Genomic DNA, 20,538 nt, shown 5'->3' on the forward strand with positions numbered 1-20,538 from the left:
GGCTTGATAATGGGCGGGGCCTTGCCGCACGCTGTGTCTTTTCGCGGACACGCGGTTCGCGCACCCCACCTTCAGGCTCCAAGCCCCATGATGCTCTCCGTTCTTCTCGCCGGGCTGCTGACGCAGACGGCGCCGCCGGTCTCCGCTCGCCAGCAGGGTGTGCCCATTGGCCGGGGTGACAAGGTCCCCACGGTGGTGTTGAGCGCGCCGTCCGGCGGGTGGACGGTGGACCGGATGATGCTCATCGAAGGCACGGTGAGCGACGCCACGGTGGATCCGGTGGTCGTGTCCATCAACGGCGACCGCTACCTGATGCGCACGCAAGGGGGGCGCTTCAGCCGCAAGTTCCCCGCGGCCAGCGGGAAGAACGTCGTGACGGTGATGGCCACCAACAAGGGCGGCACGGCGCGCACGCAGGCGACGAGCTACGCGCAGGTGCCTCCGGTGCCGCTCAAGGCCATCCTCACGAGCGACACGGACGGCGTCTACACGGACCTGCACATCTACGAGCCCACGGACGCGAGCAGCGCGGACGACACGCTGGACGTGACGTCGATGGCGCACGTGTACTGGGCGAACACGGAGAGCCCGTCCGGCGGCACGTTCTTCCTCAACGAGCAGGGCGGCGACTTCGACCAGCCGGCATACGGCCCGTACCTCTACATCCACCGCGCGCCACCGAAGGGCGTGTACCTGGTGGCGACGAACTACTGGCCCAGCGGCGACAAGGCGCACACGGTGGCCACGCTCAACCTGGCGCTCTTCGAGGGCACGCCGGGCGAGGTCCGCCGCCGCGTGCGCATCCCGCTGGCGACGCCCGGCACGACGCGCGTGCTCGCGTGGGTGAACATCCTGGGCGACGGGCAGGCGGAGGTGTACGTGCCGTCCGCGGATCCGAAGCCGAAGGGGAAGGGCTGGCCCACGAACCTGGAGGAGGCGGTCAAGGAGCTCCAGAAGAGTGGTGACGGCGAAAGCGGCGGCGGAGAAGAAGGCTACTGAAGCGACCGGCGCTCCCGGCCCGGCCCCGCCATGCGCGTCCTGATGCTCACGCTGCTGTTGCACGCTGGCCCGGCTCCGTCCGGAACGGCCCCCGTGTCCACACGGGGCACCGCGGCGCGTTCCCCCGCGGAGGCTCGCGCCCGGCCTCCCGCGTCCACCGCGCGTGAGGATGCGGTCATCGCCGCGGAGCCTGTCTCTCCGGAGACGCGCGCGCGGCTGCTCCGCCGTGAGGTCGCGCAGGTGGCGCTCGCGCAGGTGAAGGCCCCGGACGCGGCGTGGCAGCCCGCGCAGCGCGATTGCGCGGGCCTCATCCGCTACGCGTACCGCACGGCCTACCGGCGCGTGGCCGCGGAGCGGCTCGCCTCTCCGCTGTGGCAGGACGCTCGCGGCGGGCCTTCCGACTTCGCGGACGCGGAGTCGTTGATCAGCCGCAGCTTCGTCCCGCTGGGCCGGGGCGCGGACGCGCGCGAACAGCTTCGCACCGGAGACGTGGTCGCCTTCCGCCAGGAGCACGACGCGGGGCCCGTCTTCCACCTGATGCTCGTGGTGCAACCGGAGGACCGCGCCCACGCACCCGCGCGCGTCGTCTACCACCCCGGTGAGGCCGGCGCGCGCGTGCGCACCGGCATCCTGGATTCACTCGCTACCGAGGCGCCGCTGGAGTGGCGCCCCGTGCCGGCCAACGCCGCCTTCCTCGGCTTCTTCCGCTTCAAGGAGTGGATGTCATGACGTCTCCCGTGAGCCCGCCGCCCCCCGCTGGAGGCGGAGGCAAGGGCCCCTCGTCCGCCGTGCGCATCGCGCTCATCGGCGCCCTCGTCGTGGGCGTGGGCGTGGGGGCCTTCGTCCTCGGCCGCCGGGGCAGTGGCGGTGGAAGCAGCTCCGGCCCCGCCTTCTCCTCTGGAGAAGCCAAGGGCCCGCCGTCCGCGGGCGCCACCGTGGAGGGCATGCCGGAAGTGCCCTCGGAGCCCACCAAGATGGAGGTGCCCGGCGCTGGCGCCACCGCCGCCATCTGGGTGGACGTGCACGCGCCCGCGAAGGTGCGCGACGCGCTGGTGCGCAACGCGTGGCTGAAGGCGCAGTGGGACAAGCCGCTGGGCCAGGGCTTCGTGAGCGGCTGGGCCGCGTTCCTGGGCTCCACCGGCACCGACCTCAAGGCGTCCTTCAAGGGCGCGGTGCTGGATGTCGTCGCGGGGCAGTTGCTCGACACGCCCTTCCGCACCGTGTGGTTCAGCGGTGACGCGCGCGTGGGCACGCCCGCGCTCATCGTCCCCAAGGCGAACAAGACGTCGCAGGCCGCGTGGGATGCGCTGGACGCCGTGGCGAAGCGCGGCGAGATGCTCGCGGAGAGCTGCCCCGCCAGCATGGCGGAGAAGGCCCCCGACGGCGGCTTCCACCTGTCGCGCTGGCTCGTCGCGGAGCAGACGGTGTGGGCCGCGCGCACCGCGGACCGGCTGGTGCTCTCGCGGCACCCGGTGGTGGTGCTCCAGGCCCTGTGCACGCCGCTGCCGGAGCTGGAGGCGGACGACGGCGTGGACGTGGAGGTGGGCTTCGACCCGAACGCCTACGGCCGTGAGGCACAGCTCTTCACCCACGTGCTGGGCCTGGGCGAGAACACGCGGCTGCAACTGCGCGTGGACGGCGACCGGCTGGTGGCGAAGGGCATCGCGGGGAAGCTCCGCCCGGACGCGATGGCCTCCGACGGCAAGCCCCTCTCCGACGACCTGCTGAAGCTGGTGCCCGAGGACACGCCGGTGCTGTTCGCGTTCCAGCTCACGCTGCCGGAGTCGCTGGAGCCCGCCCAGCTCAATGCCTTCTGGAAGAACGAGGGCAAGCCCCGGACGCGCACGCGCCAGGTGGCCCTGGTGTGGACGCCGCGCGGCAGCACGTCGCTGGAGCCGGAGCTGGCGCTCCTGTGGGGCGATGAGAAGGACGCGGACGGACTCTCCTCGCTGTTCTCCGGCGGCGCGCGGACGCTGACGCGCGCCACGCTGTGCAAGCACGTGGTGCTGGCCACGAGCCCGCAGGAAGTGGAGCGGCTCCAGAAGGCATGTGAAGGCCGCGCGCCCAACATGCTCAACGCCGCGGGCCCGGTGGTGTCGGGGCTGCGCGCGCCCTCCACGGTGGTGCTGGGCATCAACACGGGGCGGCTGCTCAGCGGGCTCGCGATGGACGGCTACACGTCCGAGGCGCGGGTGGACCGCTCCTCTCCGCTGCCCAAGGCGGCACCTCCTGAAATCGAAGCGGCCCGCCGCGACCTGGAGGCCCTGCCGTACCTGGGCTTCCGCGGCAACGTGCAGGGCTACGTCATGCTGTCGGAAGGGTTCGGGACATGAAGACCTCCCTGCGTTTCGCGGCCCTGGCCGCGCTCCTGTTGTCTGGCGTGGCGCTGGCCAAGCCGCTCTACATCACCGTCCCGCGCTCCTACGGCAGTGGCGAGCCGGTGGCGGTGGACGTCGCCTTCGAGGACAAGGGCCCCGTCGAGTTGCGCGTGCTCCAGCCCGCGAACCTGGACGCGTTCATCCGCGCGCAGGGCGACCTGCGGCGCGCGTACGAGACGCCGCCCACGCTGCTCAACCCGGGCCGCGGTCTGAGCCGGGGCCTCAACGCGGTGCGCTCGCCGGGCCTCGTGCTGATGGAGGCGCTGTCGCCCGACTTCCGCCAGGAGGTGGGCGCGGCGCTGCCGAAGCCGCCAGAGTCGTCGTCGTCCGGTGAGCCGCTGGCGAAGGTGGCGGAAGGGCCGGAGAAGCTGGTGGGCACGCCGCCGGGCTTCACCGTGGTGCGCAGCCAGTGGCTCAACCTGGACCTGGGCGGCGCGAACCGGGACTTCAACGTGCCGGGCTTCGACACGGGTGACAGCAGCAGCGGCTTCCAGGAGCGCCGCGTGCTGCTCGCGCCGCTGCCCGCGGGCACGTACGTGCTCCAGCTGGTGCAGGGCCGGGTGGAGGGGCAGGTGGTGCTCGTCGTCAGCGACGTCACCGTGCAGCTCAAGCAGACCGACGGCCAGGTGCTGGTGCGCGCGGCGGGACGCGACCAGCAGCCGCGCGCGGGAGCGCAGGTGCAGGTGTACCTGCCCACGGGCAAGGGCCCCTCGGGCACGACGGATGACAAGGGCGAGGTGACGCTGGCGGTGACGGAGCCGCGCATCATCGCGACGGTGACGGCCGGGAAGGACACGGCCATCGTGGACACGGACTTCTACTCCACGCTGGCGGTGGCGCCGGACGTGTTCATCTACAGCGACCGGCCCATCTACAAGCCGGGCAACGAGGTGAAGTTCCGCGGCCTGGTCCGGCAGCCGGACACGTTCCTCGCGCGGCTCTTCACGCCGAAGAAGCGCGACGTGCGCGTGAAGCTGGTGTCGCAGGAAGGCCGCGAGATCATCACGCGCGCGTCGGTGGATGAGTTCGGCGCGTTCAACGGCACGATGAAGGTGCCGGACGACCTGGGCACGGGCGTGCTGCGCATCGAGGCGGACCTGGACACGCACCCCTACCAGGGCGAGGCGCGCGTGCAGGACTACGTGAAGCCCACGTTCTACCTGGAGGTGCAGCCGGCGTCGGAGACGGTGGTGCCCGGCCAGACGGTGAGCGTGACGGTGCGCGCGCGCCGCTACGCGGGCGGCGTGCCCAAGGGCGCGAAGTACGAGGTGTTCCTCTACCGCAGCCTGCTGGACGCGCCCGCGTGGGTGGACGACTCCGGCCGCGGCGGGCAGGGCAGCGCGGTGACGTACGGCACCGCCGCCAGCAGCGAGGGCAAGCTGAGCGTGCCGGAGCGTCTGTACTCGTCCGTCGCGGAGCGCGCGGCCACGGACGACCCGTGGTCCACCGCGAGCGAGTTCGACGCGGACGGCGAAGCGCAGGTGGAGGTCGCCGTGCCCGCGCTCAAGCCGGGCGAGGAGCGGCTGCCGTACCGCTACAGCCTCACCGTGCGCGCGCGGGATGATCAGGAGACGTTCGCCAACGGCACCGCCGCCTTCTTCCTGTCGAAGGTGGAGGTGATGGGCGTGGCGCGGTACTCGGACGCGGTGGTGCAGAAGGGCTCCGACGCGCAGCTGTCCGTGCGCGCCACCACGCTGTCCGGCAAGCCGTATGGTGTGACGACGGGCGAGGTGGCCTTCGTGCTGCGCCGCGCGGACGGCAGCGAGAAGCCGCTGGGCACGCAGACCTTCACCACGCAGCAGGACGGCACGTCGCGCCAGAAGGTGCCCACCTCCGACGTGGGCACGGTGCTCGCGCAGGTGACGGTGAAGGACAAGAAGGGCGAGACGTGGACGGGCGAGGAGTCGCTGCTCGTCATCGGCGGCGCGGACGAGCCCGTGGCGCAGGTGCCCAACCTCACGCTCGCGTCGCTGTCCGGCACGCTGGCGCCGGGGGACAGCGCGAAGCTGGTGGCGCTGATGCCGGATGGCTGGGGCCAGGGCGGCCGGGACGCGGGGCCCGTGTGGGTGACGCTGACGGGCGCGAACCTGTACGGCACCACGGTGGTACCGCTGAAGGGCCGCACGCTGGTGCACTCCTTCCCAGTGGAGAAGCGCTTCGGCAGCGCGGTGTACGCGTCCGTGGCGTACCCCACGGCGACGGGCCGCTGGGAGGAGCGCACGGTGGCGTTCCGCGTGGTGCCCAAGGAGCGCACGCTCACGGTGGCGTTGCAGCCGCGCCGCGCGGAGGCGCTGCCGCTCACGGAGCAGGCCATCGACGTGCGCGTCACCGACAGCGACGGCAACGGCGTGTCCGCGCAGCTGTCCGTGGGCGTGGTGGACAAGGCCGTCTACGCCATCCAGTCCGAGTTCCGCCCCGGCGTGCTGGACTTCTTCTATCCGCCGGCGCGCGACAACGTGACGAGCTTCTACTCGGCGGAGTTCCAGGGCTACGGCTACGGCGAGCAGCTGGCGCGCAAGCTGGCGGGACTGCCCGACCATGCGTTCGCGTCCATCAAGCCGCCCACCCGCAGTGCGAAGGACCTGGAGAAGGACACGGCGCACTGGGACCCGGCGGTGGTGACGGACCGGGACGGACGCGCGACCGTGCGCTTCACGCTGCCCTCCAACCAGACGCTGTGGGTGGTGACGGCGGTGGCGGCGGACACGTCCGGCCGCTTCGGCGAGAGCACGGCGGAGTTCGCCACGCGCGGCGGATTGAACCTCTACGCGGCGCTGCCGCAGTTCCTGCGCGAGGGCGACGAGGCGCTCGCGTCGGTGCGGCTGGCCGCGGGTTCGAAGTCCAAGGGCAGCCAGGTGCTGGACGTGCGGTTGCAGCCGGGCGGCGCGCTCCAGGCGGACGCGGTCCAGCGCAAGGTGGAGCTGGGCGAGGGCGGCGAGCAGGTGGTGCCGGTGACGCTGCACGCGGCGAAGACGGGCCCGGCGCAGCTCGCGGTGGACGTGACGGGTGGCAAGGATCCGCTGCGCGACCTGAAGCGCTTCGACGTGGCGCCGGCCGCGGTGGAGGACCCGGTGCAGGTGAGCGCGTGGGGCGGCGGGGCGCTGTCGTTGGAGGCCCCGGAGGCGTCGGCGCTGACGCGCGTGGAGCTGGTGCTCCAGCCGTCCACGGTGGACGCGGCGCTCACCAACGTGCGCGAGCTGCTCACGTATCCGTATGGATGCCTGGAGCAGCTGGTGTCCACGACGGTGCCCAACGTGGCGGTGTACCAGGTGCTCCAGAAGGCGGGCGCGCTGGACAAGCTGGACCCTGAGTCGCAGTCGCTGCTGGCGGAGGCGCGCAGCCGCTCCGTGCAGGGCACGGCCCGCATCCTGGGGCTCGCGGTGAAGGGCGGCGGCTTCACGTGGTTCGGCGGTTACAGCGAGCCCAGCCTGCCGCTCACGCTCATCGCGCTGGACGGCCTGGCGTACGCGTCCGAGGCGGGTTTGGTGGACCGCGACGACGCGCGCATCGCGGAGAGCGCGAAGTGGCTGGAGGCGCAGGAGGGCCTGTCGCCGGAGTACGAGGCGACGCGCGCCTACGTGCTGGCGCGCCTCCAGGGCCCGCGTCAGGCGGCGCGGGTGCGCGCGCTGGTGGAGGCCGCGAAGCCGGGGGAGTTGTATCCGCTGGCGCTCGCGGTGCTGGCCGCGGAGAAGGCGGGCGTGATGAAGGAGCCCGGCCTCCAGGAGCGCATCCAGGGGTTGGTGAAGGAGAGCAACGAGGGCTTCGCGAAGCTCGCGGGCCTCAGGGGCGACGCGGAGATGACGTCCGAGTCGTTCTACCGCTTCCCGCTGCGGCGCGTGGGCCTCACCGCCATCACCGCGCACGCGGCGTCGTTCGGGTCGCTGGACGTCACGCGCGCGCGCAAGCGCATCCTGGAGATGTTGAGCGAGCCGGGCCTGTCCACCTTCGACCGGAGCACGGCGCTGTTGCACTCGCTCTGGCTGGTGGAGCGTGACGCGAAGGCGTTCAAGGGCATGGCGCCGCCGGAAGTGAAGGGCGCTTCGGCGCCGGTGAAGTTCTCACCGCGCGGCATGGGCCTGGTCGCCACGCTGCCGGCGGGGACTCGCACGGTGGACGTGGGCGGCTTCGACGGCGTGGCCACGCTGCGCGCCGCCGCGACGACGCCGCTCAAGGACGTGCGGTCGCGCGTGAACGGGATGTCCGTCGAGCGCGCGTACTACGTGCTGCGCGAGGGCGGGAAGGTGAAGCTGGACGCGGGCGCGCAGGTGACACAGGGCGAAGAGGTCTACGTGGAGCTGACGCTGGACGCGCGCGGGGAGAACCGGGCGCGCTCGGCGTACTACGTGGTGGAGGACGCGGTGCCGGCGGGCTTCGTCCCGCTCCAGGAGGACAAGGCCTTCCGTGGGCCGCCGCACTCGCTGCCGCTGGCGCCGGAGGCGCTCAAGCGCCGGCAGCTGGACCCCTCGCACGCGACGTTCTTCTTCGAGGAGCCGGCGTGGTGGAGCGACAGCCCGCGCACGGTGGGCTACGTGATGCGCGCGCAGTTCGCGGGCACGTTCGCGGCGCCGCCCGCGACCATCGAGGACATGTATTCAGCGCGCATCCGGGGCCGCACGGCGTCGGACGTGTTGAAGGTGGTGCCCTCGAAGACGTCCGTGAGTGACCTGTAGCCCATGGGGTGGGCCGTCGCCGTCGCCGTGCTGTTGTCGGCTTCGCCCACCTTCGTCACCCGGGGGGATGTGACGCCCGAGGCGGACCTGCGCCGCGAGGCCCAGGCCGCCTGGACGTCATTGGAAACGCAGTACGCGGCGCAGGCGGGTGGCCTTCCCACGAGGGCCCCCGCCTCCGTGACGCTCCAGAAGGGCACGGCGCTGCCGCCCGAGCGCAACGCGCAGGGCCGGCCCGGTGTCGTGGAGCTGCGGCAGAACACGCCCGGCGTGCTGGACGCGAGGACGCGCACGGCGCTGCGGCATGAGCTGGCGCATCAGTTGCTGTGGTGGGCCTGTCCCGCGTCCAGCGAGGACCGGCTCTTCCACGAGGCCTTCGCGCTGACGGTGAGCGGTGAGCTGTCCGCGTGGCGTGATGGGCCCTATCAATCCCTGTCGAGCGCCGCGAAGGAGGTGGCCAGCGCACCGGCGGTGGACACGCCGCGCGCGAGGAGGGGACTGGCCCGCATCCTCGGGGAGCACACGGGTTTTCCCGCCGCGCTGACGCGCAGGCTGCGCCAGTGTCATGACGGAACTCGGTGGGCGGCACCCCTGACGGTGGAGGAGCTGGCGGATGTGGCGGTGCTCGCGCCCGAAGCAGCCACGGTGGTGGTGAGCCGGCACTCGGGAGAGGTGCTGCTCGCGGAAGGCGACGTGCGCCGCGCGGTGCCCTATGGCTCCACGCTCAAGCCGTTCCTGTACGCGGCGGGGACCGTGGTCGCGCGAGAGGGCGCGGGTGCTCCGTCGCGTCGTGACAGCGGCGACGCTGGAGCATCGGGCACCTCGCTCGTCGCGGACACAAGCGCGCCTCCGCTGCTCGCGCCGCGCCGGGGCGTGCAGGAGTGGGCCTGTGGCGCGGATCTGCCTTCGATGGTGGATGCGCGGATTGCGCTCCTGCGCTCGTGCAACGGGTGGTTCCTGGACTGGGAGGCCACGGGCCGAGCGCCGAAGGCCTTGGGTGTCTGGGGGCCCGTGCTGTCCGCCGTGGGCCTCACCGGCCTGCCCTCGGACATGACGGAGGCCATCGGACTTCGCTCCGCGCACGGCCTGTCCCCGTGGGGCATGGCGCAGGCGTACCGGCTGCTCGCGGAGGCGCGGCCGGACGTGCTCGCGCTCCTCACCGGCAACGTGGATGAAGGCACGCTCAGCGGCCTGTCCACGTCGAAGGCCCTCAAGGGCGTGGCCACCAAGACAGGCACGGTGCGCGACGCCGCGAGCCGCCCCCAGTTTGGATGGATCGCCGCCGTGGACGCGGACCTCGTCGCCGTCATCATGCGGCCCGGCAAGATGCCCCGGCACTTCGTGGATGAGCTCCCCGCGCTCCTCGCCCGCGTGCGCCGGCAGGCGGGACTGGAGGCCGCGCGCGTGCAGGTGCTCGGCCTGCTGCCCTCCAACACCGTGGAGGCCCGCTGCGCGGGCGCGGGCTTCTCACTGGAGGACGGCACCCCTCGCGCCGCGCCACCGGACTTCTCGCGCCTGGACTCGCTCACCTCGAAGGGCCCCGCCGTCTGCCTGGGCAGCCCCTGGCGCGTGCGCTTCCCGGACGGGCCCGACGGAGGCCGCGACTACGCGGGCGTCTTCACCTGGTCCACGCCGCCGCCATACCGACCGCCGCCCGGCGTGCCCACCACGCCCAGCGCGCTCAAGGCCCGGCGCGGCTCCGACTTGGTCTTCCTCACCACGCGCGTGCAGTACACCGCCGGCGTCGTCGCCGCCGAGGACGTCACGCTCCAGGGTGAAGCCCGCGTCGCGCTGGCCCGCGTGGCCGCCCACAACGAGCGTCACGCCGGCACCCGCCACCCCGGCCGCGCTCTCTGCGACACCACCCACTGCCAGGCCTTCCGGGGCACCGTGCGCATCCGCCCGGAAGAGTCCCGCGCCCTCCAGCTTCCGCCGCTGAAGTGGGACGCCTGGCTCACCTTCTCGCAGGGCGGCGCCACCCCGTGGAGCGAAGTCCGCTCCCGCGCGCAGGTGGAAGCCCTGCTGGGCACGAACCTCGTCTCCCTGCGCTTCGAGTCCGGCCGCGTGCGCTACCTGCGCACCGAAGGCACCCCCGCCGCTCCCTACGAGGACGCGCGCTCCCTGCCGTGCGACACGCTGCGCGCCGGGCTCCAGCTCCCCTCCTGCCCCCAGCGCGCCTCCTTCGACGGACCCCAGGTCCTCTTCGAAGGCCAGGGCCGTGGCCACGGCGAGGGCCTGGACGTCGAAGCCGCCAAGGCCAGTCCCGGCCTCTCCAGCGATGCCCTCCTGGAACGCGCCTTTGGAGCCCGGGGCCCCCGGCCTCCCACCCGCTGAGTCCCCTGACACACGCCCCCACCCAGACCCACGGGGTTTCCCATTACCCACTCGGGAAACCACGAAAAACGTGCTGACACCGCCCCCTAATCACAGCTATCACGGAAGAATACCGTAGCGCTGTTTGGTGCGAGGGGCCCAATGGCGGAGGGAATGAGCGAGGTGGAGTCCACCCGGCGCGCGTTGGAGGCGTTGCCGGAGGGCCTTCGGGTGCGCTGGGTCCAGGAGGGACGCGGGGCCTGGGTCCTGGGCTGTCAGGACTCGAAGCCGAACCTGCACGCGCCCCGGGGGGAGGACGTGCTCATCCAGGGCGAGCTGTGGCTCCTGGGCGCGCGCTACGTGGAGGGCGCGGTGCCCCGAGGCGCCCTCCAGGTGTGGCTGCTGGAGGGCCCCGTGCGGCACGTGCTGGCCGCGCGCGTGGCGGTGGGCGGCGAGGACCTGACGCTGGGCCTTGGGCCACCGGGTGCGCGGGTGCCGTCGGCGCGTGTGGTGTGTCAGCGCGTGGAGTGGCGGCCGTACTCGGTCGCGAACGCGGCGCCGCTGGCGGCGGCCTTCGTGGACCTGTGGCGCGGCCTGGGCCGGGGCGCGCGGGTGGAGCGGCTGGGATTGGAGGTGGACGGTGAAGTGGAGGGCCGCGCGCGCGTGTCCCCCTTCGTGGAGGTGGAGGCGGACCGCAAGGGCAGCCGCCGGTCCGCGACGCGCCACCCGTTGCCCCCCTTCGAGGCACCCACGGCGGACGTGCTGCGCGACTGCCGTCTGTGGCTGCGCGCGACGGCGCACGCGCTGACCCGCGAGCCGCCCTTCCTGCGCGAGGTGTACCTGCCGTCCCCTCCGTCCGGAGCCGGCGTGCCCCTGTCGCTGGAGGCCACGGCCGCGAGTGAGTCGTTGAGCGCGCTGCTGGAGCGGCGGTTGCGCTGGGCGGAAGGGTGGCTGTCCCCGTCCGCGCTGCTGGAGCTGGAGGTGTCGCGCACGGTGCCCGAGGGCGGGAGCGCCGGGGCCTGCTGGCTCACCGCGCGCTTCGAACAGGCGCAGACGGGCGGGACGGCCACCACCGTCACGCTGCTCGACACGCCTGGCTTCTCCTCGGAGGTGCTGGCGCTGCTGCGCGGCTGGGCCCAGGCCACGGCACAGGGGCGCGGCGCGGTGGTGCGCGGCCTGTTGTCCGTGGAGTGACGCGCTTTCATCCCGCGGGTCTCGTGCCCGGGGGTGGGGCGCTCAGCCAGGCGGCCCTGGCAACCGGCTTCCGCGTCCACACCTTGCTCCCGTCAATCGTGCATCCGCGGAGGCGGGGGAGGCTGGGACCATGGGCAAGACGAATTGGAAGGCGCAGGCGGTGACGGCGGCGGTCGTGACGGGGCTGATGGGTTTCGCGGCCCACGCCAACGACGAGTCCAAGCAGGACAAGCAGTCCATGGAGCAGGGCAAGGCCGTGGGGGAGGCGGCCGGCAAGCGCGTGCAGTACGTGGGCAAGCTGGCCGTCTTCAACAACCGCCAGATCAAGCTGGCGCGGCTCGGGGAGGAGCAGGCGTCGGATCCGCGCGTGAAGGAGTTCGCCACCAAGCTGCGCGAGGACCACGAGAAGAGCCAGGAATCGCTGCGCACCTGGGCCCAGAACAAGAAGATGGAGATCAGCGCGCTCAGCGACAGCAACCAGACGTCCGAGGCGCAGGGCACGGGCGGCTCCGGCGTGCAGGAGGGCTACAACAAGAAGATGGAGGGCTCCGGCGAGAAGCTGGGCAAGGCCATCGATGAGACGAACGCGGAGATCACCAAGCTCCAGGCGAAGCAGGGCCCCGAGTTCGACAAGGCCTTCCTGACGCGCATCACGGATGACCAGAAGAAGGGCAAGGAGATCCTCAAGGAGGGCCGCAAGGAGTACAAGAACGACGCCAGCTTCCTGGCGCTCCTGAGCGACACGGAGACCACCGTCAGCGGCAACGAGACGCAGGCGAAGGAGCTCGAGAAGCAGATGAAGAAGTAGTGCCCGCGTGTGTAGTGCGGTGGGCGTCGGACCGACGGGCCGGTTGACTCGGCCGGGTCCGGCGCCTAATCCCTCGCGGATGCGCACGGCACTGGCGGCGGTGGGGGTGGCACTCGGGGCGCTGCTGGGCGCGTGTCAGGCGACCGTGCCGGTGGCCCCCGCGGTCCCGTCCGTGGGCGTGACGCCCGCGGGCCCCTTCGTCGACGACGCGCGCACCCTCTTCGACGGCTGCATCCCCGTCCCGGACAGCGCCACGTCGCGCATGTACCGCTGCGGCGCGCTCTCCGTGTGGCTGCACGAACAGCCCGGCCTGAGCGAGGCGCAGGCCGTGGAATCCGGGCGCGCCCGCGTCCATGCGCGGCTGGGCCCGGCGCTCACGGAGGCCCGGGGAGCGCTGCCGCTCGCGGGACAGCCGCACCCGTCCCTGCGCTTCGAACAGTGCTCCGGTGCGAACGGCGGAGCGCCCTGCCCGGTGGGTGGCTACGTCACGGCGGTGACGCCCGCCGCGGGCCGCGTGCGGCAACTGGGCTGCGTGGCGCGCGACGACGTCCGCGCGGGCCTGGGCCGGTGCCTGGAGTTGTTCGCGTACCTGGCCACGCGGGGCAACCCCGAAGGCGACACGCTGTCGCAGTCTTCCCTCGTCACGCCGCCCTACTTGCCGTGGCGGGTGCTGTACATGCCGGAGGGCTGCGAGCTCGCGGACTCGACGACGCGCGCGGGGAGGATCCGCTGCGCCGCGGCCACCTTCTCCTGGAGCGTCTTCCAGCCGGTGCAGCCAGGCGCGGCCCAGGTGGAGCGCTGGCGCGACCGGAGCGTGGAGGAGCTGCGCGACGCGCTCCCGGGCGCCGGTCCGGTGGAGGTGCGCGACTGCTACGTGGAGGGCCTGGCCACGCGCTGCCTCCGCTTCACCGCGCCCGCTCCGGACGGCGGCGGCGACGTCCAGGTCTGGGCCGGCGGCGTGGACCGGAGGGGCTGGGGCCTGTTCGCGGCGTGCAGCCTTCCCGCGAGTGAATCCTTCCCTTTTCCAACCGCCTGCAACGGCGTGTTCGCTCCTCGCTGAAGGGACGTGGCGTCCGTGTTCCTCCTGGAAGGGGTGTCCAAGCGCTTCGGTACCGCGCAGGCATTGCACCCGCTGAGTCTGAATCTGCCCAAGGGCGCCACCACGGTGCTCATCGGTCCCAGTGGCTGCGGGAAGTCCACGCTGCTGCGGTTGCTCAACGGACTGCTCCGGCCCGACACGGGTCGCGTGCTCTTCGACGAGAAGCCCTTGCCGGAGCATGAGGACGCACTGCTCGCCGTACGCCGCCGCGTGGGCTACGCGCTCCAGGGGGGTGGCCTGTTCCCGCACCTCACCGGCGCGCGGAACGTCACGCTGATGGCGCGGCACCTGCGCTGGCCGGAGGCGCGGATCCGCGAGCGATTGGCGCAGTTGATGGACCTGACGCGCTTCCCGGCGGAGGCGCTGGAGCGCTTCCCCAGCGAACTCTCCGGAGGCCAGCGGCAGCGCGTGGCGCTGATGCGCGCGCTGATGCTGGACCCGGACGTGCTGCTCCTGGACGAACCCCTGGGCGCGTTGGATCCGCTGGTGCGCCATGACCTCCAGACGGACCTGCGCGGCATCTTCGAGCGGCTGGGCAAGACGGTGGTGCTCGTCACCCACGACCTGGCGGAAGCGGCCTACCTGGGGGACACCATCGTGCTGATGCGCGAGGGCCAGGTGGTGCAGCAGGGCACGCTGGACGACCTGACAGCGCGCCCCGCGGATCCGTTCGTCACGCGCTTCATCCAGGCGCAGCGCCCGCTGCCCCTGCGGAGGTCCGGGTGATGCGCGCGCTGTCGCTGGCATTGCTGCTGCTGTTCGGCGTCGCGTGCGAGAGCGCCGACGGCGCGGGGCCCGAGGTGCGCGTCGGCTCCAAGAAGTTCACCGAGTCCGTCATCCTCGGGGAGATGGTGACGCAGGTGGCGAAGGACGCCGGTGCACGGGCCTCGCACCGGCGCGAGCTGGGCGGCACCACGGTGCTGTGGGAAGCGCTGCGCCGGGGCGAACTGGACGTCTATCCCGAGTACACCGGCACGCTGCGCCAGGAGCTGCTCGTGGGCCGCGCGCTGCCGGACGACGCGGCGCTGCGGAAGGCGCTCGCGGACGAGGGCCTGCGGATGAGCGCGCCGCTGGGCTTCAACAACACCTACGCGCTGGGCATGAAGGAAGCGGAGGCTCAACGGTTGGGCATCCGCCGCATCTCGGATTTGAAAACGCACCCGGAGCTGCGCGTGGGCTTCAGCAACGAGTTCATGCAGCGGGGCGACGGCTGGCCCGCGCTGCGCGACGCGTACGGCCTGCCCCAGCGCGACGTGCGCGGCCTGGACCACGACCTGGCCTACCGGGGCCTGGAGAGCGGCGCCATCCAGCTCACGGACCTGTACTCCACGGACGCGGAGATCGCCGCCTACGGGCTGCGCGTGCTGGAGGACGACCGGCGCCACTTCCCCGCGTATGACGCCGTGCTCCTCTACCGCGCGGACCTGGAGACGCGCGCGCCCCGGGCCGTCCAGGCGATGCGCCGGCTGGAGGGCGCGCTGACGGAAGCGAAGATGGTGCAACTCAACGCCCGCGCGCGGCTGGAGCACGTGCCGGAAGCCCAGGTGGCGTCGGACTTCCTCCAGGCGTCGCTGGGCCTGACGACGGAGGTGCGCACGGACGGGCGGGGCGTGCGCGTCTGGCAGCGCACGCGCGAACACCTGTTCCTCGTGGGGCTGTCGCTGATGGCGGCCATCGCGCTGGCCATCCCGTTGGGCGTGGTGGCCGCGCGCCGTCCGCGCCTGGGGCAGGGCGTGCTGGGGCTGTCCAGCGTCATCCAGACGGTGCCGTCGCTGGCGCTGCTGGTGTTCATGATTCCGCTGCTGGGCATCGGCTCGAAGCCGGCCATCGCGGCGCTGTTCCTCTACAGCCTGCTGCCCATCGTGCGGAACACGGCGGCGGGCCTCCAGGGCATCCCGTGGGAGGTGCGCGAGTCCGCGGAGGCGCTGGGCCTGCCGTCCGGCGCGAGGCTGTGGCGCATCGAGCTGCCCATGGCGGCGGCGTCCATCCTCGCGGGCATCCAGACGGCGGCGGTCATCAACGTGGGCACCGCCACGCTGGGCGCGCTGGTGGGCGCGGGCGGCTACGGCCAGCCCATCCTCACCGGCATCCGCCTGGACGACGTGGGGCTCATCCTGGAGGGCGCGGTGCCCGCGGCGGTGCTCGCGCTCGCGGTCAGCGGCCTCTTCGAGGCGGTGGCGCGCGTGCTGGTGCCCCGCGGCCTGCGCGGTTAGCCCGGCGTCGTCAGGGCACGCGGCCCGCGTACAGCACGGACGTCCCCAGCACCGGCCGCGCGGACAGGCGCGTCTCCGCGTGCATCAGCACCCGCAGCGCTCCGTCCACCAGCTTGGATGGGGGCACGAAGCCTCGCTCGATGACCCGCTTCTGGTCCGAGTCCTGGGTGGGCATCAGCGCCTTGCGCGCGAGCAGCGCGGGCACCAGGGAGAGGCCCCAGTAGCGCAGGGCCTGCGAGGAGAGCGGCAGGCCGTCCAGCTCGCGCGCCAGGCTGTCGCGCGTGTAGCGCCGCACGTGGCCCGCGACGACGTCATAGCGGCTGAAGAGCACGGGCAGCGCGGGCACGTTGATGAGCAGCCACCCGCCGGGCTTCAGGTGCCGCAGCGCGGACTCCAGCAGGGGGCGCGGCTGGGGCACGTGCTCGATGACGTCGAAGAGGATGGCCACGTCATAGGTGCCCCGCAGCTCGGGCCGCTCCTCGGTGACGTCGTAGTAGAGCGTCCGCCCCCGGCGCGGCGCGCACCGCTGCAGCGCGCCCAGGTTGAGGTCGGTGGCGTCCACCGTCCACGCGGTGGTGTCCTCCAACTGGCGCGCGAGCACGCCGGAGCCCGAACCGATGTCCAGCGCCCGCAACGGGGCCTGCGTGGGCAGGTCCACGTCCTTCATCAGGCGATGCAGCGCGCGCAGCCGCCAGGTGAACCAGAAGTGATCCGCGGAGGACTCGTCGTACCACTCGTCGGGGAAGGGCTCCGCGGAGGTGGGGCGCGACAGCATCTCCACCGGGGCGGCGGACTCAGGGAACGGGAGGGACATGGGGATTCTCCTGGCGCGCGCGGGGTTCCACCCGCTCCATCACGACATAGGGGGGACGGCCCTTCACCTCCAGGTACGTACGGCCCACGTACGCCCCCAGGATGTAGAGGCAGAACGCCAGCACCGCGTTGCCGGTGGCGATGAGCACGTAGGCGAAGAGGAAGGGACGCGGCACGTCCAGGTGGCGTGAGAAGCCCACCAGCAGGAACAGGAAGAGCAGCGTGAGCACGCCGAAGAGGAAGCTGGCCAGCTGGGCCGCCTGTAGGGGCCGCGTGCTCATGGACGCGATGCCGTCGGTGGCCAGCCGGTACAGCTTGCTCCAGGTGTACTTGGGCTCGCCCGCCGCGCGCGCTGGCCGGTCGAAGGGCACCGCCACCTGCTGGAAGCCCACCCAGGCCCGGAGGCCCCGGGAGAAGCGCAGGTTCTCCGGCAGCTGGCGCAGCGCGGACACCACGCCCCGGTCCATCAGGCAGAAGTCCCCGGTGTCCAGCGGCAGGTTGATTTCGGAGAGGAACGCCACCAGTCGGTAGAAGCCCCAGTAGCCCAGCCGTTTGAGCACGTTGCCCTGCCGCCGCCGCCGCCGCCCGAAGGCGACGTCCGCGCCCTGGCGCCACGCGGCCAGCATGTCCCAGACCACCTCCGGTGGATCCTGGAGGTCCGCGTCCATCACCGACACCAGGTCCGCGTCCGCGTGGTCCAACCCCGCGCACACCGCGCCCTGGTGTCCGAAGTTGCGAGACAACCGGATGAGCCGCGCCTGCAAGCCGCCCCGGATGCGTTCGGCGAGCAGCCGCGCGGTCGCGTCGCGGCTGCCGTCATCCACCAGGATGAACCGCACGGACGCCACGCCCTGGCGCGCGAGCACCTCGGGCGCGAAGACCTGGGCCAGCCGCCCGAGCAGCAGGTCCAGCATCTCCTCCTCGTTGTACACGGGGATGACGATGTCGAGCGTCAGGTCGGTCGCGTCGCGGGACGCGCTGGCGGCCGTTCGCGCGTCGACGGAGGGTGGGCCGGGAGGCAGGTCGAGCCGGTGCATGTGTCAGGGGCCTCCGTGGGCCTTCAGGAGCTGCTCCGAGGTCCGCCGGACAGGGGAGTCCGGTGCCGAGAGCTCCGCCGCCTCGCGCAGCGAGGCCAGGCCCTCCGCGGTCCGTCCCACCATCAGGTAGGCTTGGCCGAGTGCCAGGTGGGGGTCCGCGGCCGGCACGCGATGAACGATGCCTTCCAGCAAGGGAATGGCTTCTTGAGGCCGTTCCTGCAGCAGCAGGGCCTGCCCCCATCCCAGGCTGCAATCCGTGAGCTCCGCGTTGCGCTGCAGGCATTCGCGGAAGTGGAGCGCGGCGAACTCCGGGTCCAGGTCCATCGATAGCCGGCCCAGGCGCCGGTATTGGGCGTCCGAGGGTTCCGCGCCTGGCATCACGTGCTCGCGCACGGCCCAGGGGATGTACAGCAGCGCCAGGGGGCCCGTCGCCGCCAGCGCGCCCCAGCGGCGGGCTCTTGCCCATTCTCCCAGGGCCAGCAGCCCCGCCGCCGACAGCGGCAGCATTGCCGCGGTGATCGGCAGGCGATAGCGGGAGATCATCGACGCCAGCAGGATGGTGGGCACGCCCGCCGCGACGGCGATGTAGAGCGGCCAGACCCGCCGCCACTGCCGGGCGGTGGCCATGAGCCCCACCGCGCCCAGGAACGCCAGCAGCCAGAAGGAGACCGGCATCGCCCGCAGGAGGCCGCACGCCTGGAAGAAGAGGTTCACGTCCACGTTGTTGGGCATCTCCTCCCCGTGGACCAGGGAGACGAGCTTCATCACGCAGAGCAGGAGGTAATGCGTCAGCGAACCATGGGTCTGGATGGCCGCTACCAGCGAGGGGAGCAGGTGCCCGTCCTCCTGGGCGAGGATGCTCGCGTAGTCCTTGCTGATGAGGAATTGGGCGGGCAGCGCATCCTTCACGTGGAAGATGGCCAGCATGGCGTTTCCGGATCCGTTGAACCGGAACAGCGGCACGCCCACCAGGGCATTGCGCACGAGGGCGGGCAGCATCGCCAGCACCATGCAGCCCAGGGCCAGCCCCACGTCGCGCGGTCCGCCGCGGCGCGACAGCAGCGCCCCCGCGAACGCCAGGAGCGCGAAGAAGAGGAAGGGCACCTTCAACAGGATGGCGCCGCCGCAGAGCGCGCCGAACAGCGCCCAGCGCCAGCCGCCCCGCTCCAGGGCCTCCAGCAGCGCCCAGAGCAGCGCCAGCGTGGCGAACACGATGAGGGAGTCACGCAGCAGGGCGAACTCGTGGACGATGAACGGCGCGTACCCCAGGCCCAGCAGCGCCGCGATGACGCCCACCGTCTCTCCCATCAGCCGCCGCCCCACGAGGTAGACGAGCCACAGCATCGCCACGCCCAGAAGGCCCTGCCAGGCGAAGACAGCCCACGTGCCGGGACCAGCCACGACGCGGGTGACCGCCAGCAGATAGGGATAGAGGGGTTCCTGGAAGTATGTGGCCCCGCCCAGCCAGTGGTCCCACAGGCGGACGCCCATGGCGGGCCGGTCGTACGACGTGTCTCCGGCCAGGCCCAACCGCACGGGGACGTCGGGATGCTCGCGCATCACCTGGCTGGCGACCTTCCGCATCCAGGGCGGCATCGGATGGAGCGGCTGCCGCTGCAGCCAGTCCTCCTCCGCCAGGTGCTGGGACCACGTGACGAAGAAGGCGTTGTCGGAGGCCGGGACGAGCTCCGGAATGCGGACCAGCGGCCCGCCCGAAAGCTCCATCCCCACCATCAACCGCAGGAACACCGCCAGGAGCAGCAGGCCGCCCAGGACGCGGCGGCGGTGGAGGACGAGGAAGCCATCCAGGCGCTCGGTCAGGGGTGGAGGGGTCGTCATGAGGGGGGCGGGCACGCGGAGCCTATACCGGCTCCACGCGGGAAGCAGGCTCGGCGGCGGGCTCCAGGCGCGGCGCGTCCTCCGCGAGCCCCGCCGCGCACAGCCGCACCACGCACATCCACACGCAGTCCGCGAGCAGCAGGTGCACCAGCTGCATCGTCACGGGCGCCAGCAGCACCAGGTTGATGACGCCCGCGCCCAGCTGCGCCACGTACACGCCGGTGAGCAGCGTGGACGCCCGCCGCACGTCCGGCGAAGGCCGCAGCCGCGCCACCTGGCGGCCACCGAACACCAGCAGCGCGCCCATGCCCACCGCGATGAGGGGATGGAACACGCGCAGGCGCAGCAGCACGTGCGCCGCTTCCGACAGGTCCTGCTCGAAGCCGTGCGTGAGGCTGACGGCGGGGAACAGCGTGTCGCCCAGCGCGGCCACCGCGCCGCTGACGCCCAGCACCAGCATGCCGGCCACGCTGAAGCCCAGCACCGCGCCCACCGTGCCCTGGCCTCGCAGCGCCATGCGCGCGCGGCCCCGGGAGGCCCACACGACCAGCGTCTGCGCGCCCACCAGGAGGAAGGTGTTGGTCAGGTGCACGCCCATCCACACCGCGCGGCCCAGGCGCGCGTCCTGCGCCACGTACTTGAGCAGCACGATGCCCGCGCCCACCAGACCTTCGGTGAGCATGAACACCAGCGCCCAGAACGCCGCGCGCCGGCCGGGATGGCCCTTGGGGAACTCGCGCCGGCCCCACACGTAGAGGACGACGGCGAGCACCGTGGCCAGGCCGCTGGTGAGCCGGTGCGTGTACTCGATGAGGGTCTGGAGCGAGGGCGCGCGCGGCAGCACCTCGCCGTTGCAGACGGGCCAGTGGTCGCCGCAGCCCGCGCCGGAGCCGGTGGCGCGCACGAACGCGCCCCAGAGGATGACGCCCAGGCTGTAGAGGAGCACGCCCTGGCTGAACCACTGGAAGCGGCGGGTCGCGGCGGTGGGAAGGGTCATCGTGCCCTCCCAGTACCGCATCCCCTTCCAGGGGACCACCGCGCGCCCGAGTCCGCCTGCCCGCCGCGCGCCAATGGCTCAACACCTGGGCTTATGGGGCGGCCCGCGCCAGTCCCCAAGGCAGGGAGAAGTTGTTAGCGTCACCCCGTGCCCCGAGACCGCGAAGCGCCCCCTGCCTCCC

14 protein-coding genes are annotated in these 20,538 nt (G+C 72.4%); 10 read left to right on the top strand and 4 right to left on the bottom strand.

Annotated features, from left to right (window positions below):
- Window positions 1-90: 90 nt before the first annotated feature.
- From D7X32_RS33530 to D7X32_RS33575, 10 genes are all read left to right on the top strand, one after another.
- Window positions 91-999, top strand: a complete 909-nt coding sequence (locus D7X32_RS33530; RefSeq protein ID WP_120606658.1) for a DUF2135 domain-containing protein — start codon at window positions 91-93, stop codon at window positions 997-999.
- Window positions 1,000-1,029: 30 nt separating this feature from the next.
- Window positions 1,030-1,728 carry a DUF1175 family protein gene (locus tag D7X32_RS33535; RefSeq protein WP_120606647.1) on the top strand — a complete coding sequence of 233 codons (699 nt, stop codon included), beginning with the start codon at window positions 1,030-1,032 and terminating at the stop codon, window positions 1,726-1,728.
- Window positions 1,725-3,332 carry a hypothetical protein gene (locus tag D7X32_RS33540; RefSeq protein ID WP_167506541.1) on the top strand — a complete coding sequence of 536 codons (1,608 nt, stop codon included), beginning with the start codon at window positions 1,725-1,727 and terminating at the stop codon, window positions 3,330-3,332. The genes D7X32_RS33535 and D7X32_RS33540 overlap by 4 nt, the downstream gene beginning before the upstream one ends.
- Window positions 3,329-8,047 (top strand): alpha-2-macroglobulin family protein, encoded by a 4,719-nt coding sequence (locus tag D7X32_RS33545; protein ID WP_120606649.1) that lies wholly within the window; start codon window positions 3,329-3,331, stop codon window positions 8,045-8,047. Before D7X32_RS33540 ends, D7X32_RS33545 begins: the two co-directional genes overlap by 4 nt.
- Window positions 8,048-8,050: 3 nt before the next feature.
- Window positions 8,051-10,378, top strand: a complete 2,328-nt coding sequence (locus tag D7X32_RS33550) for a hypothetical protein (protein WP_120606650.1) — start codon at window positions 8,051-8,053, stop codon at window positions 10,376-10,378.
- A gap of 141 nt (window positions 10,379-10,519) precedes the next feature.
- Window positions 10,520-11,551, top strand: a complete 1,032-nt coding sequence (locus tag D7X32_RS33555) for a hypothetical protein (protein ID WP_120606651.1) — start codon at window positions 10,520-10,522, stop codon at window positions 11,549-11,551.
- A gap of 130 nt (window positions 11,552-11,681) precedes the next feature.
- Window positions 11,682-12,359 (top strand): DUF4142 domain-containing protein, encoded by a 678-nt coding sequence (locus D7X32_RS33560; protein WP_120606652.1) that lies wholly within the window; start codon window positions 11,682-11,684, stop codon window positions 12,357-12,359.
- Window positions 12,360-12,438: 79 nt separating this feature from the next.
- Window positions 12,439-13,419, top strand: coding sequence for a hypothetical protein (locus tag D7X32_RS33565; protein WP_120606653.1), 981 nt, complete (start codon window positions 12,439-12,441; stop codon window positions 13,417-13,419).
- A gap of 15 nt (window positions 13,420-13,434) precedes the next feature.
- On the top strand, window positions 13,435-14,184 hold the full coding sequence (locus tag D7X32_RS33570) for an ATP-binding cassette domain-containing protein (protein ID WP_120606659.1): 750 nt from the start codon (window positions 13,435-13,437) through the stop codon (window positions 14,182-14,184).
- Complete coding sequence (locus D7X32_RS33575; protein ID WP_120606654.1) at window positions 14,184-15,671, top strand: ABC transporter permease/substrate-binding protein; 1,488 nt, start codon at window positions 14,184-14,186, stop codon at window positions 15,669-15,671. Before D7X32_RS33570 ends, D7X32_RS33575 begins: the two co-directional genes overlap by 1 nt.
- Window positions 15,672-15,681: 10 nt before the next feature.
- On the opposite strand, the gene D7X32_RS33580 is transcribed toward D7X32_RS33575, so the two are convergent.
- The 4 genes from D7X32_RS33580 to D7X32_RS33595 are packed head-to-tail and all read right to left on the bottom strand — an operon-like array spanning window position 15,682 to window position 20,357.
- Window positions 15,682-16,485 (bottom strand): class I SAM-dependent methyltransferase, encoded by an 804-nt coding sequence (locus D7X32_RS33580; RefSeq protein WP_120606655.1) that lies wholly within the window; start codon window positions 16,483-16,485, stop codon window positions 15,682-15,684.
- Window positions 16,466-17,521 (bottom strand): glycosyltransferase family 2 protein, encoded by a 1,056-nt coding sequence (locus D7X32_RS33585; RefSeq protein WP_120606656.1) that lies wholly within the window; start codon window positions 17,519-17,521, stop codon window positions 16,466-16,468. Before D7X32_RS33585 ends, D7X32_RS33580 begins: the two co-directional genes overlap by 20 nt.
- A gap of 3 nt (window positions 17,522-17,524) precedes the next feature.
- Window positions 17,525-19,360: a glycosyltransferase family 39 protein gene (locus D7X32_RS33590; RefSeq protein ID WP_120606657.1), complete on the bottom strand. Its 1,836-nt coding sequence runs from the start codon at window positions 19,358-19,360 to the stop codon at window positions 17,525-17,527.
- A 22-nt stretch (window positions 19,361-19,382) separates the two neighbouring features.
- Window positions 19,383-20,357 carry a COX15/CtaA family protein gene (locus tag D7X32_RS33595; RefSeq protein WP_120606660.1) on the bottom strand — a complete coding sequence of 325 codons (975 nt, stop codon included), beginning with the start codon at window positions 20,355-20,357 and terminating at the stop codon, window positions 19,383-19,385.
- Between the last annotated feature and the right edge of the window lie 181 nt (window positions 20,358-20,538).

This window comes from Corallococcus carmarthensis, assembly GCF_003611695.1.
Lineage (GTDB): Bacteria > Myxococcota > Myxococcia > Myxococcales > Myxococcaceae > Corallococcus > Corallococcus carmarthensis.

Coding starts and splice junctions, on each gene's coding strand:
- D7X32_RS33575 (WP_120606654.1), top strand. CDS start 14,184: ATGCGCGCGCTGTCGCTGGCATTGCTGCTGCTGTTCGGCGTCGCGTGC.
- D7X32_RS33560 (WP_120606652.1), top strand. CDS start 11,682: ATGGGCAAGACGAATTGGAAGGCGCAGGCGGTGACGGCGGCGGTCGTG.
- D7X32_RS33530 (WP_120606658.1), top strand. CDS start 91: ATGCTCTCCGTTCTTCTCGCCGGGCTGCTGACGCAGACGGCGCCGCCG.
- D7X32_RS33535 (WP_120606647.1), top strand. CDS start 1,030: ATGCGCGTCCTGATGCTCACGCTGCTGTTGCACGCTGGCCCGGCTCCG.
- D7X32_RS33550 (WP_120606650.1), top strand. CDS start 8,051: ATGGGGTGGGCCGTCGCCGTCGCCGTGCTGTTGTCGGCTTCGCCCACC.
- D7X32_RS33555 (WP_120606651.1), top strand. CDS start 10,520: ATGGCGGAGGGAATGAGCGAGGTGGAGTCCACCCGGCGCGCGTTGGAG.
- D7X32_RS33580 (WP_120606655.1), bottom strand. CDS start 16,485: ATGTCCCTCCCGTTCCCTGAGTCCGCCGCCCCGGTGGAGATGCTGTCG.
- D7X32_RS33585 (WP_120606656.1), bottom strand. CDS start 17,521: ATGCACCGGCTCGACCTGCCTCCCGGCCCACCCTCCGTCGACGCGCGA.
- D7X32_RS33565 (WP_120606653.1), top strand. CDS start 12,439: ATGCGCACGGCACTGGCGGCGGTGGGGGTGGCACTCGGGGCGCTGCTG.
- D7X32_RS33595 (WP_120606660.1), bottom strand. CDS start 20,357: ATGACCCTTCCCACCGCCGCGACCCGCCGCTTCCAGTGGTTCAGCCAG.
- D7X32_RS33540 (WP_167506541.1), top strand. CDS start 1,725: ATGACGTCTCCCGTGAGCCCGCCGCCCCCCGCTGGAGGCGGAGGCAAG.
- D7X32_RS33545 (WP_120606649.1), top strand. CDS start 3,329: ATGAAGACCTCCCTGCGTTTCGCGGCCCTGGCCGCGCTCCTGTTGTCT.
- D7X32_RS33590 (WP_120606657.1), bottom strand. CDS start 19,360: ATGACGACCCCTCCACCCCTGACCGAGCGCCTGGATGGCTTCCTCGTC.